Genomic DNA, 12186 nt, shown 5'->3' with positions numbered 1-12186 from the left:
ACTTAGAGCGCGTGATCGAGATCCGGGTCAAGGGCGGCGAGCCGCGGGCCGAGCAGTGGCGCGCGGCACTCCCGGGTCACCGGGTGCGGGCCAGCCGGGGCGGGCCGGCCACCCGCCCGCCGGGGCCGCGCCCCGACGTCGTCGTGACGGTGGACCGGTTCGTGAAGCCGCCCACCTGGGACTGGGTCGAGCCCCTCGTGGCGGCCCTGGAGGCCAGCGGCGCCGACGCCGTGCAGTGCCCGATCGTCGACGCCGCCGGCCTGCTGGTCTCCCCCGCCCGGCCCGGCGAGCCGGTCTCGGCGATCGAGGACCTCGACGGCGTCGCGCTGCCCGAGCACTTCGCCGGGGTCGAGGCCCGGCGCCGCGGCACCGACGGTCCGGCGGTGCTCACCACTGCGGTGTGGCTGCCGCGCCTCGAGGCCGCGGGCGACGACGGCCTGCAGGCGCCGCAGGGCCCGGCCTGGGACGCCTGGCGCGCCCCGGTGGCCCCGCTGGTCGCGGGCGGGGGCGCGCTGCGCTGGTCGATCGACATCGCCGCGCACGCCAAGCCCGCCGGCCGCACCTGGGGCGACTGGCACTTCGCCCGGTCCCTGGGGCGGGCGCTCGCCGGCCTCGGCGACCAGGTCGTGATCGACCACACCGACACCCGCGACCGGCCCGGGCGCGCCGCGCAGACCGACGTCGTGCTCGTGATCCGGGGGCTCGACCGGGTCGCGCCGCTGCCCGGCACGGCCAACCTCGTGTGGGTGATCAGCCACCCCGACGACGTCACCGCCGAGGAGCTGGCCGGCTTCGACGCCGCCTTCGCCGCCTCCCCCACCTGGGCCGCCGCCCACGGCGCCACCCCGCTGCTGCAGTGCACCGACGCCACCCGGTTCCGTCCGGACGTCGCGCCCCGCACCCTCGGACCCGGCGCACTGTTCGTGGGCCACGCCCGCGGCGGCATGCGCCCGGTGGTGGCGGCGGCGCGCGAGGCCGGCGTGCCGCTCACCGTGGTCGGCACCGGCTGGGAGGAGCTCGGCGTGCCCGCCGCGGCGTCGTACCTGCCGAACGAGGACCTGCCCGGCGCCTATGCGGGGGCGCCGGTGGTGCTCAACGACCACCACGCCGACATGGCGGCGGCCGGGTTCGTGTCCAACCGGGTCTTCGACGTGCTGGCCTGCGGCGGCCGGCTGCTCACCGACCCCGTGGCGGGCCTCGCGGACGCCGACCCCGCGCTGGCGCAGGTGCCGACGTGGACCGGCCCGGACGACCTCGCGGCCGCCGTCGCGGACCCCGCCCGCTGGCCCGACGACGACGCCCGGCGCGCGCTGGCGCGCCACGTCGTGGCCGAGCACTCCTTCGACGCTCGCGCCCGGGTGCTCCGCGCCGCCGCCGCGGCCCTCGTAGACTCCCCCGCGTGACCCAGGCCGAGACGATCACGCCGGACCCGGCGATCCCCCTCCCGCCCTACACCCTGCGGATGGGCGGCAAGCACTTCAAGAACGACGTCGACTTCGTCGCCGCCGGCGTCCGCGACGCCCGGATGCTGCGCTCCCGCACCGGCATGGGCCGGCGCAAGCGGGTCCTGGACTGGGGCTGCGGCGCGGGGCGGCTCGCCATCGGCATCAAGCACCTGATGGGGCACGTGGAGGACTACCACGGCGTCGACATCCAGCCGCCGCTGCTGAACTGGGCCAAGGAGAACCTGGGCGACGAGCACACCCGCTTCACGCTGGTCGACGCCCACAACGCCCGCTACAACCCCGACGGCGAGTCGCACTTCGAGATCCCCGCCGACCCCGGCAGCGTCGACGTGCTCTACGCCTACTCGGTGTTCAGCCACATGCTCACCCACGACATCGCGGGCTACGGCGCCACCATCGCCTCGATCCTGGCGCCCAAGGGCAAGGCGATGATGACCGCGTTCGTGGAGGAGGACGTCCCGGACTGCGTGGAGAACCCCACCGACTACCTCAAGCTGGAGTGGAAGGGCGCGCTGCACTGCGTGCGCTTCGAGCGCCACTTCTTCGAGCGCACCCTGTGGGACGCCGGCCTGGCGGTGGAGGAGTTCGTCTACGGCCGCGAGACCGACGGCCAGTCGCTCTACGTCTTCCGCCGGCGATGAGCCCGGCCGAGGCCGAGCTGGAGCGGCTCCGCGAGGAGAACGCGGCGCTGCGGGCGCGGGTGGCCAAGCTGCGCAAGCGCAGCGGCGGGGAGGACCTGTCCTACCTGTTCGTGCTCACCTACGGCCGCTCCGGCTCCACCCTGGTGAGCGGGCTGCTCAACCGGATCCCCGGCTACCTCATCCGCGGTGAGAACCTCAACGCCGTGCACCACCTCTACCAGTGGCACACCAAGCTCGTCGAGGGACGTGCGAAGGGGCCCGCGGCGTCGTTCCGCACCCCCACCCACCCGTTCTTCGGCATCGGCGACGTGCCGCTGGACAAGTCGATCGCCGGCGCCCGCCGCCTGGCGCTGGACACCGTGCTGCGCCCCCTGGCCGACACCCGCGTGACCGGCTTCAAGGAGATCCGCTGGTACGCCACCGACATGCCGGCCTACACCGCCTGGCTGCGCGAGGTCTTCCCCGGCGCGCGGTTCCTCGTGAACACCCGCCACCAGCCCGACGTCCTCAAGAGCAAGTGGTGGGCCACCGGCACCGAGGAGGAGCGCGCCCACAAGGCCACCCACCTCGCCGACGTCGAGTCCCGCATCCTGGCCTGCGCCGAGGGCCTGGGCGAGGCCGCCTACCGGGTGCACTACGACGACTTCGTGGCCGACCCCACCGTGCTGCGCGGCATGTACGACTGGCTCGGCGAGCCCTGGGACGAGGCGGCCGTGCGCGCGACCCTCGAGGTGCGCCACTCCGTCTGACCCTCCCGGCCGGTCCGTGGTCGCCGGGGGAACGTTGCAACTAGCGAAATATGCAGGGTCCGCGATGGGTGCCGCGGTCTGGTCTGCACATTCCGCTAGTTGCGATTGGGAACGGCGACCACGAGGTAGTCCAGGTCCGCCCAGCGGTCCGTCGACCGCAGTGGGCGCCAGTCCTGACGACGCCCGGCCACGTCGTCGGCCCGAGGCTGTGGTCGCCCGTGGATCTCCAGGACACGCCACCGCGCGACCGCGAGGACACGGCTCCACGACGACAGTTCCGGGGCGATCTGGAGGCTGATCCGACCGCTGACGACCGACCCGCGCTCCGGGACGACGTCGGAGTCGAACACCGTGTGCTGTCGGTACATCCGCAGCCCTCGGCTTTCGATGCAGGTGTGGCCCTCGGTGTCGACGAGGACTCCCGTCACCTCGTACCGAGCGTCGTGCCCCGCGTAGGTGAGCGCATCCACGGGCGCGTCCGCGGGCGATCGAAGGCGGAGCCGGTCCGTGCGTGAGTAGCCGAACTCGAGGGCGAAGGCCCGCTCCTGCCCGACCTCAAACCCCTCGAGCGAGCCGTCCTCCAGCAGCCACGACCGCAGCCCCAGCCGGAAGGGTCCGGCCGCCCCAGGAACGGCGACCACGGCTCAGCCGCGGCTGCGGGGCTGGGCGGCGATGACGCGGGAGTACCAGTGGTACGAGCGCTTGGGGGTGCGCACGAGGGAGTCGAAGTCGACGTGCACCAGGCCGTAGCGCTCCCGGAAGCCGCCGGTCCACTGGAAGCTGTCGAGGAAGCTCCAGACGTAGAACCCGCGCACGTCGACACCGCGCTGCGCGGCCGCGGAGACCGCCTCGAGGTGGCCGGCGAGGTAGTCGACGCGGGCGGCGTCGTCGATGACCCCGCCGGGACCGGGGCCGGTGTCGTAGGAGGCCCCGCACTCGGTGATGACGATCGGCGGGAGGGCGTTGCGGAAGCGGGCGCGCAGGGTGATCAGCCATTCCCGCAGCGCGTCGGGCACGACCGCCCAGCCGGCGTCGGTCTCGGGGTAGCCCACGGTCTGCAGGAAGCGGAACGGCAGCGGGGCGCCCTCCTCGGCCGCGGCCACGCGCATCGGCCGGTAGTAGCTGACGCCGTAGAAGTCCAGCGGCTGGCGGATCTCGGCGAGGTCCCCGGGCTGGATCAGCTCCTCCACCAGCGGCATCAGGTCGGCCGGGTACTGCCCGAGCAGCATCGGCTCGAGGAACATGCCGTTCCACAGGGCGTCGAAGAGCTTGGTGGCACCGACGTCGGCGGGGTCGTCGCTGGCCGGCCACATCGGGGCGTGGAAGTTGGCGCACCCCACCGCGACGACGCCGGCCTGGCGCAGCGCCACCGTCGCACGGCCGTGGGCGAGCAGGAGGTGGTGGGCGACGTGAAGGGAGTCCAGGCCGAGCCGCCGTCCGGGGGCGTGCTGGCCGGTGGCGTAGCCCTGCATGGTCTCGACGTTGGGGGCGTTGACCGGCACCCAGCTGGCCACGCGGTCGCCGAGGCGGTCGGCCATCACGTAGGCGTAGTCGGCGAACTCCTCGATGGTGGCGCGGTTGAGCCAGCCGCCGTCGTCCTCCAGCCGCTGCGGGAGGTCCCAGTGATGCAGGGTGACCATCGGCGCGATGCCGGCCTCCAGCAGGCCGTCGACGAGGCGGTCGTAGAAGTCGAGACCGGCCTGGTCGACGGTGTCGGGGCCGTCGGGCTGCACCCGCGCCCACGACGTCGAGAAGCGGTAGCCGGTCACGCCGAGTCGCTTGAGCAGGGCGAGGTCGCCGCGCACGTGGTGGTAGTGGTCGGCCGCGACCGCCGGGCTGTCGCCGCCGGTACGCCGCACGAACGGGTCCCACACCGTCTCGGCGCGACCGCCGGCCGCCCCTTCCGTCTGCAGCGCCGAGGAGGCCACGCCGAGCACGAAACCGGGCGGCAGCTGGGGGACGTATCCGGTGACCTGTCCGGAGCTGCGGCGCGACACGGGACAATCCTGCCCATGAGTGTGGAGATCCGCCGCGGAACGTCCCGGTTCGTCGAGCGCGAGCCCGGCCGGCTGAGCCGGCACGCCTTCTCCTTCGGCTCGGTCTACGACCCCGAGCGGCTGCGGTTCGGGCCGATGGTCTGCCACGACGACCACCTCCTCGGCGACGGTCGCGGCTTCGAGGCCCACCGCCACTCCGGGCTGGTCATCGTCACCTACGTCGCGTCCGGGGCGCTGGCGCACACCGGCGACGACGGCGTCACGACCGTCGTGCAGCCGGGTCGGCTCAGCGTCACGCGCACCGGCGACGGCACGACCCACAGCGAGATCGCCGCGGCACCGCAGACCCGGTTCGTGCAGGTGTGGCTGGCCGACGACGCCCCGCCCGACGCGCCGACCTACGCCGTCTCCGAGGCCGCCGACTGGGCCGAGGCCACCGAGGTCGTGCCCGGCGCGCGGCTGCGGGTCGTGGACCTCGCCTCCGGCGGCGCGAGCACGGTCGAGCTGCCCCGCGCGGCCTTCGTGCACGCCTACGTGGCCCGCGGCGCGCTGCTGCGCAACTCCCTGGCCGAGCCGCTCGCCGAGGGCGACGCCTTCGAGCTGGCCGACGTGCCCGCGGAGATGCCGCTGGAGCCGCTCGCCGCCGGCGTCCCGACCACGCTGCTGATCTGGGAGTTCGACGCCGACCGGGTGCCCCACCCGCCCGCCTGACCCACCGGCCTGACCTGCGCGCGCGGGCTCGACAATTCGTCAGGTACCTGACGAATTGTCAGCGGCCCGCACCCACCCGGGGGCTGGGGATTCAGGGCAGCAGGACGGTGAGCGCGCCGGGGCGCACCTCGGCGACGGCGGGGGCGGCGTCGCGGGCGGGGAGGTGACCCAGCGACTCACCGTCACCACCCACCGGCACCGGGCCGCGGGCGCCGTCGGCGTGCACCTCGATGCGCCGGCCCCGCAGCACGGTGACCTCGGGCCGGTGCACGTGCTCGCCGCCGTAGATCGTGGGCAGCGCCCGGATGAGGGTGAGCTTGGAGCTGGCCTCGATGAGGATCACCTCCAGCAGCCCGTCGTCGACGACGGCGCCCGGGGCCACCTTCATGCCCTTGCCGTAGAAGGCGGAGTTGGCGAGCACGATGTTGGACGCCGCCACCTCGTGCGCTTCACCGTCCACCACCACCCGGGCACGCGCGGGCCGGTAGGTGGCCAGCGCGCGCAGGGCGGCGTAGGGGTACTGGGTGGCCTTGGGGAGGCGGTGGGCACCGTCGACGATCTCGGCGGCGCGGGCGTCGACACCGGCGTACACCGAGCCCGCGACAAGCCGCTCGGGCGCGCCGGGCAGCTGCCAGGAGATGAGGTCGACCGGCCGCGGCGCGCCCGTGAGCAGCACGCGGGCCTGGCCCTCGGCGTCGTCGGGGATGCCGAGCATCCGGGCGAAGTCGTTGCCGCGGCCCGCGGGCACGAGCGCCAGCGTGCCGCCGGCGGCGGCGACCGGGCCGGCGAGGGAGGCGAGCATGCCGTCGCCGCCCACCGACACCACGACCCGCCCGGCGGCGACGGCGTCGGCCACGAGCTGCGCCATCGCGGCGGGGCCGGGCGAGTAGGTGACCTCGACGTCGGCGCCGGCCTCGCGCAGCGCGCGGGCCACCGGCACGACGGCGCCGGGGGCGGCCCCGCCACCGGAGGCGGGGTTCACGAGGAACGCGAAGGAACGGGCGCTCATGGGATGAGCACCCCCGGGTTGAGGATGCCGGTGGGGTCGAGGTCGGCCTTCACCGCCCGCAGCACCGAGGTGCCGAGCGCGCCCACCTCGGCCCCGAGCCAGGGCTTGTGGTCGGTGCCCACCGCGTGGTGGTGAGTGATGGTGGCGCCGGCCGCGACCAGCGCGTCGCCCACCGCCGCCTTGGCCGCCAGCCACTGCGGCAGCGGGTCGGCCGCGGCGCGCGTCGCGACGGTGAAGTAGAGCGAGCAGCCGGTCTCGTACACGTGCGAAATGTGGCACAGCACGAGCGCGCCGTCGCCCAGCGACTCCGCCAGCGCGGTGCGGACGCCGGCGTAGACGGCGTCGCGGTTGCTCCAGAAGGTGGCGGTCTCCATGGTCTCCACGAGCACCCCGACGTCGAGCAGGGAGTCGCGCAGGTAGGGCGCGTCGAAGCGGCCGTGGGCCCACGCCTCGCCGGGACCGGTGCCGAGCGGGGTGCCGCCGAGGGCGGTCAGCGCCGCGGTGACGCGCTCGCGCTGCGCAGCCACGGCCTCGTCGGTGCCCTCGTAGCCGTTGATCATCAGGCAGCCGCCGGCGGGGGCCGCGGCGTCCTCGTCGGCGCCGATCGCGTCGGGCCGGGCGAGGTTGATCGCGGTCTCGTTCTCGTCCGAGAGCCGCAGCACGGTGGGCGCGAGGCCGCCCTGCACCAGCGTGCGGACGGCGTCGGCACCGGCGTCGAAGGAGGGCCAGTGCCAGCCCTCGTAGACCTTCTCGGCCGGCAGGCGACGCACCCGCACGGTGAGCTCGGTGATGACGCCGAGGGTGCCCTCGGAGCCGAGCACCAGCTGGCGCAGGTCGGGTCCGGCGGCGGTGGCGGGGGCGACGCCGAGGCGCCACTCGCCGCGGGGCGTGGCCAGCCGCAGCCCCACCACGAGCGCGTCGAAGCGGCCGTAGCCGGCGCTGGACTGCCCGCTGGACCGGGTGGCGGCGAACCCGCCGAGGGTGGCGTGCTGGAAGGACTGCGGGAAGTGGCCGATCGTGAGGCCGTGCTCGGCGAGCAGCGCCTCGGCCTCGGGGCCGCGCAGGCCGGGCTCGAGGGTGGCGGTCATCGAGACGGGGTCGACGGCGAGCAGCCGCTTGAGGCGCACCAGGTCCAGGCACACGACGCCGGCGAAGCCCTCGCGTCGTGCCACGAGACCACCGGTCACCGAGGTGCCGCCCCCGAAGGGCACGACCGCCACGTGGTGCGCCACGGCCCAGGCCAGCACCGCCTCGACGTCGTCGTGGCTGCCGGGGCGCACGACGGCGTCGGGGGCGTCGGTGAGGTCGCCGGCGCGGGCGCGCAGCAGGTCGGGGGTGGACTTGCCGCGGGTGCGCAGGCGGCGCACGGCGTCGTCGAGCAGGACGTGTTCGGCCCCGACGCGTGCGCGCAGCTCGGCCAGCGCGGCCGCGGGCAGCCCGCAGGGCGGCAGCGGCGCGTCGACGACGACGGCGCGCTCGCTCAGCTCGCCGAAGGCGAACTCCACCAGGCCGCGGGTGGCCTCGGGCAGGGCACCGGCCCGGGCGGGATCGCCCCAGCGGAGCGGGTGCATCTCGGTCTGCTCGACCGCGGGGTACTGGCTCATGCGTTACAGTGTGACATATGACGTCACTTCGTCACATGGATGCGGAGCAGGAGCCGCCGACCGAGCCGCGCGAGGCCTACCTCGACGCCGCCCGGGAGTGCGTGCTCGACCTCGGCTGGCGCCGCACCACCCTCACCGAGGTGGCCCGCCGCGCCGGCGTCTCACGGATGACGATCTACCGCACCTGGGCCGACCGACCCGCCCTGCTGGCCGACCTGCTCACCCGCGAGTGGACGGCGGTCGTCGACGCCACCGCCCCCGACGCCGCGCGGGCGGACGGGCTCGTCGACCGGCTCGTGGCGGCCGTGCGCGCGCTGCGCGGCAACGAGCTGTTCGTGCGCATCGTCGAGCTCGACCCCGAGGTGCTGCTGCCCTACCTCACGAGCCGCCGGGGCCGCTCCCAGCAGCACCTGATCGACCTGCTCGAGGCCGCCGTCGCCGCCGGCCAGGCCGCGGGTGAGGTGCGGGCCGGCGACCCCGCCGTGATCGCCCGCGCGCTGGTGCTGGCCGGCCACGGGTTCGTGCTCTCCATGCACACGATGATCGACGGGCCCGGCGGCCCGGTGTCCGCCGCCGCCCTCGAGGCAGAGCTGCGCCTGCTCATCACCCGGGCTCTGGCCCCGTGAGCGCCGCGACCGCCCGCGCCGCGGGCCGGAGCGACGGCACCGAGGCGCGCCTGGTCGCCGGGCTCGGCGGCGCACCGGACGACGTCGACGTCGTCGTGATCGGCCTGGGCATCACCGGCGCCGGGGTGGCGCTCGACGCCGCCACCCGCGGCCTGTCGGTGCTCGCGGTCGACGCCCACGACGTCGCGTTCGGCACCTCGCGGTGGTCCTCCAAGCTGGTGCACGGCGGCCTGCGCTACCTCGCGAACGGCCAGCTCGGCGTGGCCCACGAGAGCGCACTGGAGCGCGGGGTGCTCATGGAGGTCACCGCCCCGCACCTCACCCGCGCGATGCCCTACGTCGTGCCGCTCACCGCCGACGCGCCCTGGATCAACCGCACGCTCACCCGCGTCGGGCTGCGCGCCGGCGACCTGCTGCGCCGCGGAGCCCGCACCTCCGCCGACACCCTGCCCCCGCCGCGGCGGCTCTCCGCCACCGAGGCGCTGCGACTCGCCCCCGTGCTGCGCCGCTCCGGGCTGCGCGGCGCCCTGCTGTCCTGGGACGGCCAGCTCGAGGACGACGCCCGGCTCGTGCTCGCCGTCGCCCGCACCGCCGCGGCCCACGGCGCCGCGGTGCACACCCGCGCCCGCGTGCTCGGCATCGCGGGCGCGCCGGGCCGGCACGAGGTACGGCTGCGCGACGAGCTCACCGGCACCGAGCACGTCGTGCGCGCCCGCGCCGTCGTGAACGCCGCCGGGGTCTGGGCCGGCGACCTCGCCCCCGACATCGCCCTGCGCCCCAGCCGCGGCACCCACCTGGTGCTGCGCGCCGAGGCGCTGCCCGGCCTGGGCGCGGCGGTGTTCGCCCCCGTGCCGGGCAGCACCAGCCGGTTCGTGATGGTGCTGCCCCAGCCCGACGGCACCCACTACGTCGGCCTCACCGACGAGCCCGTCACCGGCCCCGTGCCCGACGTCCCGGAGCCCACCGAGCCCGAGATCGGGTTCCTGCTCGACGTCGTGAGCGCGACGGTCGACCGACCGCTGCGCCGCAGTGACGTCGTCGGGGCCTTCGCCGGGCTGCGACCCCTGCTCGACGGCGCCGACGGCAGCACCGCCGACCTCTCCCGCCGCCACGCCGTGGTGACCGGTCCGACCGGCGTGACCACCGTGGTCGGCGGCAAGCTCACCACCTACCGCCGGATGGCGCAGGACACCGTCGACGCCGTGCTGGCCGCCCGACCCGAGCTCGCCGCGCGGGCCACCGGACCGTGCATGACGGCGTCGCTGCCCCTGCTCGGCGCGGCGTCGCGCGAGGAGCTGGCGCGCAGCGAACAGCCCGCCCGGCTCGTGCGCCGCTACGGCACCGAGGCCGCGCTGGTGCTCGCCACCGCTCGCGCCACCACCGGACTCGACGACGACGCCCTGCTCGCCCCGATCGCCGAAGGCGTGCCGACCTGCCTCGCCGAGCTGGTCTTCGGGGTCACCCACGAGGGCGCCGCCGACGTCGCCGACCTCCTCGAGCGCCGCACCCGCATCGCCCTCGTGCCGGCCGACGCCGACCTCGCCCGCCCCGCCGCCCTGCAGGCCCTGGCCGCCGTGGGTCGCCGCTGAGCGTCGTCACAAGCATTCGACAGGCGAATCCGCCCGATCGGCATGCCGAATGCTTGTGACGACGGACCCCGCGGGGCACCGATGAATCCGGGGGCCGAGGACGGTCGGTGGTTCGATGGGCCCGGACCAGGAGGTCCCGGGCGGAACGGAGCAGGCATGGACGACACCGGCACGACGAGCGACCCGCGCGCGGCGCTGGGCGACTTCGACACCCTCACCGCCACCTACCAGCGGGAGCTGCTGGCGCACTGCTACCGCATGAGCGGCTCGCTGCACGAGGCCGAGGACCTGGTGCAGGAGACGCTGCTGAGGGCCTGGCGGGCCAGTGACCGCTTCGAGGGCCGCAGCTCGGTGCGCACCTGGCTCTACCGGATCGCCACCAACGTGTGCCTCACCAACCTCGAGGGGCGACCACGCCGGCCGCTCCCGGCCGGGCTCGGCACCCCCGACCAGCCGGCCGGCGACGCCCTGGAGGAGAACCACGAGATCCCGTGGCTGGAGCCGGTGCCCGACGCCGCCGTGGTGGTGGCCGAGCGCGACACCCTGCGGCTGGCGTTCGTGGCCGCGCTGCAGCACCTCCCGGCCCGCCAGCGCGCGGTGCTGATCCTGCGCGACGTGCTGCGCTGGAGCGCCGCCGAGACCGCCGAGGCGCTGGAGACCACCGCGGCCGCCGTCAACAGCGCGCTGCAGCGCGCCCACGCCCAGCTGGCCCAACGCGGCCTCAGTGAGGACACCGTCGTCGACGAGCTCGACCTCGCCCAGCGCCGGCTGCTGGAGGCCTACCTCGACGCCTTCTGGCGCAAGGACGTCGACGCGATCGTCGCGCTGCTCAAGGCCGACGCCACCTGGGACATGCCCCCGTTCCTCAACTGGTTCCGCGGGGCGCGCACGATCGGCGACCTCATCGGCGGGCAGTGCCCCGGCGGCGTGCACGACATGCCGATGGTCGCCACCGTGGCCAACGGCCAGCCGGCGTTCGGGCTCTACATGCGCACCCCGGAGGACGACTTCGTGCCCTTCCAGCTGCAGGTCCTCAGCCTCGACGGCGACCGGGTGCGACACGTCACCGCCTTCTTCGACACCGCGCTCTTCGCCCGCTTCGGGCTGCCCGAGCGACTGCCGGTCGGCCATGTGCCCGCCCCGCCCTGCTTCTAGCGACCCCCGCGCCGACGAGCACGCCCTGTGGGCCGCGGCGGCGGCCCACCTCGACGACGTGCTCGCCGGGATCCGGGCGCCCGACCTCGACCGGCCCACCCCCTGTGCGCGCTGGCGGGTGGGGGATCTGCTCGCCCACCTCGACGACGGGCTGCAGGCGCTGGCCGAGGGCGCGGTCGGCGGCATCACGCCGCGGGCGACCCCACCGGCGACGGCGGTGACACCCCGCCGGGTGCGGGCCACGCTCGCGGTGGCGGTGGCGCGCTGGCAGCGCCTCCCGCCCGCCTCGCCCGCCGCGCCCGCCTCCCGGGTGGATCGGTGGCCGGTGCCGCCCTGGCTGCTGCTCACCGTCGGGGCCCTGGAGGCGACCGTGCACGCCTGGGACCTCGCCCGCGCCGTCGGGTCCGACGCCGCGATCCCGGTCGAGCTGGCCCTGCCGCTGCGACCGGCCGCGGAGCTGCTCACCGGCTGGAGCGGCCACCGCGGCGACCCCGACGACGCCTTCGCCGCCCCGCTGCCCGTCCCGCCCGGCGCGAGCGCCGAGGAGCGCCTGCTCGGCGTCGTGGGGCGGCGATGGTCCAGACCGGTCGACACCGGTTCGCCGATTCCCGGGACGCGACCAATCGGGAGTTCCTAGCC

General features: G+C 75.4%; 12 protein-coding genes. 8 read left to right on the top strand and 4 right to left on the bottom strand.

All coding sequences use genetic code 11. The features are described 5' to 3' along the window. Nucleotides 1-11: 11 nt before the first annotated feature. Genes ACERUJ_RS10150 through ACERUJ_RS10140 form a run of 3 tightly spaced genes read left to right on the top strand, consistent with a single transcriptional unit; the run spans nucleotide 12 to nucleotide 2856 of the window. Nucleotides 12-1403, top strand: coding sequence for a glycosyltransferase (locus tag ACERUJ_RS10150; protein ID WP_370248402.1), 1392 nt, complete (start codon nucleotides 12-14; stop codon nucleotides 1401-1403). Beyond that, nucleotides 1400-2107, top strand: coding sequence for a class I SAM-dependent methyltransferase (locus ACERUJ_RS10145; RefSeq protein WP_370248401.1), 708 nt, complete (start codon nucleotides 1400-1402; stop codon nucleotides 2105-2107). Before ACERUJ_RS10150 ends, ACERUJ_RS10145 begins: the two co-directional genes overlap by 4 nt. Further along, the gene (locus ACERUJ_RS10140) at nucleotides 2104-2856 is read left to right on the top strand and encodes a sulfotransferase (protein WP_370248400.1); all 753 of its coding nucleotides are present in this window, start codon (nucleotides 2104-2106) and stop codon (nucleotides 2854-2856) included. Before ACERUJ_RS10145 ends, ACERUJ_RS10140 begins: the two co-directional genes overlap by 4 nt. A 95-nt stretch (nucleotides 2857-2951) precedes the next feature. On the opposite strand, the gene ACERUJ_RS10135 is transcribed toward ACERUJ_RS10140, so the two are convergent. Further along, nucleotides 2952-3497: a hypothetical protein gene (locus ACERUJ_RS10135; protein ID WP_370248399.1), complete on the bottom strand. Its 546-nt coding sequence runs from the start codon at nucleotides 3495-3497 to the stop codon at nucleotides 2952-2954. Nucleotides 3498-3500: 3 nt separating this feature from the next. Then, the gene (locus tag ACERUJ_RS10130) at nucleotides 3501-4853 is read right to left on the bottom strand and encodes a glycoside hydrolase family 1 protein (RefSeq protein ID WP_370248398.1); all 1353 of its coding nucleotides are present in this window, start codon (nucleotides 4851-4853) and stop codon (nucleotides 3501-3503) included. A 15-nt stretch (nucleotides 4854-4868) separates the two neighbouring features. Here ACERUJ_RS10130 and ACERUJ_RS10125 point away from each other — a divergent pair, with 15 nt between their 5' ends. Further along, on the top strand, nucleotides 4869-5564 hold the full coding sequence (locus tag ACERUJ_RS10125) for a pirin family protein (protein ID WP_370248397.1): 696 nt from the start codon (nucleotides 4869-4871) through the stop codon (nucleotides 5562-5564). A 91-nt stretch (nucleotides 5565-5655) separates the two neighbouring features. Here the strand turns inward: ACERUJ_RS10125 and ACERUJ_RS10120 are convergent, their stop codons facing one another. Together ACERUJ_RS10120 and ACERUJ_RS10115 are read right to left on the bottom strand one after the other, a co-directional pair. Then, a complete protein-coding gene (locus ACERUJ_RS10120; protein WP_370248396.1) occupies nucleotides 5656-6573 on the bottom strand; it encodes a diacylglycerol kinase family protein in 918 nt (305 codons plus the stop codon). After that, the gene (locus tag ACERUJ_RS10115) at nucleotides 6570-8177 is read right to left on the bottom strand and encodes an FAD-binding oxidoreductase (RefSeq protein ID WP_370248395.1); all 1608 of its coding nucleotides are present in this window, start codon (nucleotides 8175-8177) and stop codon (nucleotides 6570-6572) included. Before ACERUJ_RS10115 ends, ACERUJ_RS10120 begins: the two co-directional genes overlap by 4 nt. 17 nt (nucleotides 8178-8194) lie before the next feature. On the opposite strand from ACERUJ_RS10115, the gene ACERUJ_RS10110 reads away from it, so the two are divergent. From ACERUJ_RS10110 to ACERUJ_RS10095, 4 genes are all read left to right on the top strand, one after another. Then, entirely contained in the window at nucleotides 8195-8803 is a 609-nt protein-coding gene (locus ACERUJ_RS10110; protein ID WP_370248394.1) for a TetR/AcrR family transcriptional regulator, read from the top strand. Then, complete coding sequence (locus tag ACERUJ_RS10105) at nucleotides 8800-10392, top strand: glycerol-3-phosphate dehydrogenase/oxidase (RefSeq protein ID WP_370248393.1); 1593 nt, start codon at nucleotides 8800-8802, stop codon at nucleotides 10390-10392. Before ACERUJ_RS10110 ends, ACERUJ_RS10105 begins: the two co-directional genes overlap by 4 nt. Before the next feature lie 156 nt (nucleotides 10393-10548). Then, complete coding sequence (locus ACERUJ_RS10100) at nucleotides 10549-11547, top strand: sigma-70 family RNA polymerase sigma factor (protein WP_370248392.1); 999 nt, start codon at nucleotides 10549-10551, stop codon at nucleotides 11545-11547. Continuing rightward, complete coding sequence (locus ACERUJ_RS10095; RefSeq protein WP_370248391.1) at nucleotides 11522-12184, top strand: TIGR03086 family metal-binding protein; 663 nt, start codon at nucleotides 11522-11524, stop codon at nucleotides 12182-12184. Before ACERUJ_RS10100 ends, ACERUJ_RS10095 begins: the two co-directional genes overlap by 26 nt. The last annotated feature ends 2 nt before the right edge of the window (nucleotides 12185-12186 follow it).

This window comes from Nocardioides sp. (assembly GCF_964228225.1).
Classification (GTDB): Bacteria; Actinomycetota; Actinomycetes; order Propionibacteriales; family Nocardioidaceae; genus Nocardioides.
The sequence above is the reverse complement of the archived record's forward strand: the minus strand, read 5'-3'. Positions and strand labels throughout refer to the sequence as shown.

Excerpts from the sequence above, each read along its gene's own strand:
- ACERUJ_RS10125 (WP_370248397.1), top strand. The coding sequence starts at position 4,869 with ATGAGTGTGGAGATCCGCCGCGGAACGTCCCGGTTCGTCGAGCGCGAG.
- ACERUJ_RS10115 (WP_370248395.1), bottom strand. The coding sequence starts at position 8,177 with ATGAGCCAGTACCCCGCGGTCGAGCAGACCGAGATGCACCCGCTCCGC.
- ACERUJ_RS10120 (WP_370248396.1), bottom strand. The coding sequence starts at position 6,573 with ATGAGCGCCCGTTCCTTCGCGTTCCTCGTGAACCCCGCCTCCGGTGGC.
- ACERUJ_RS10095 (WP_370248391.1), top strand. The coding sequence starts at position 11,522 with ATGTGCCCGCCCCGCCCTGCTTCTAGCGACCCCCGCGCCGACGAGCAC.
- ACERUJ_RS10100 (WP_370248392.1), top strand. The coding sequence starts at position 10,549 with ATGGACGACACCGGCACGACGAGCGACCCGCGCGCGGCGCTGGGCGAC.
- ACERUJ_RS10140 (WP_370248400.1), top strand. The coding sequence starts at position 2,104 with ATGAGCCCGGCCGAGGCCGAGCTGGAGCGGCTCCGCGAGGAGAACGCG.
- ACERUJ_RS10110 (WP_370248394.1), top strand. The coding sequence starts at position 8,195 with ATGACGTCACTTCGTCACATGGATGCGGAGCAGGAGCCGCCGACCGAG.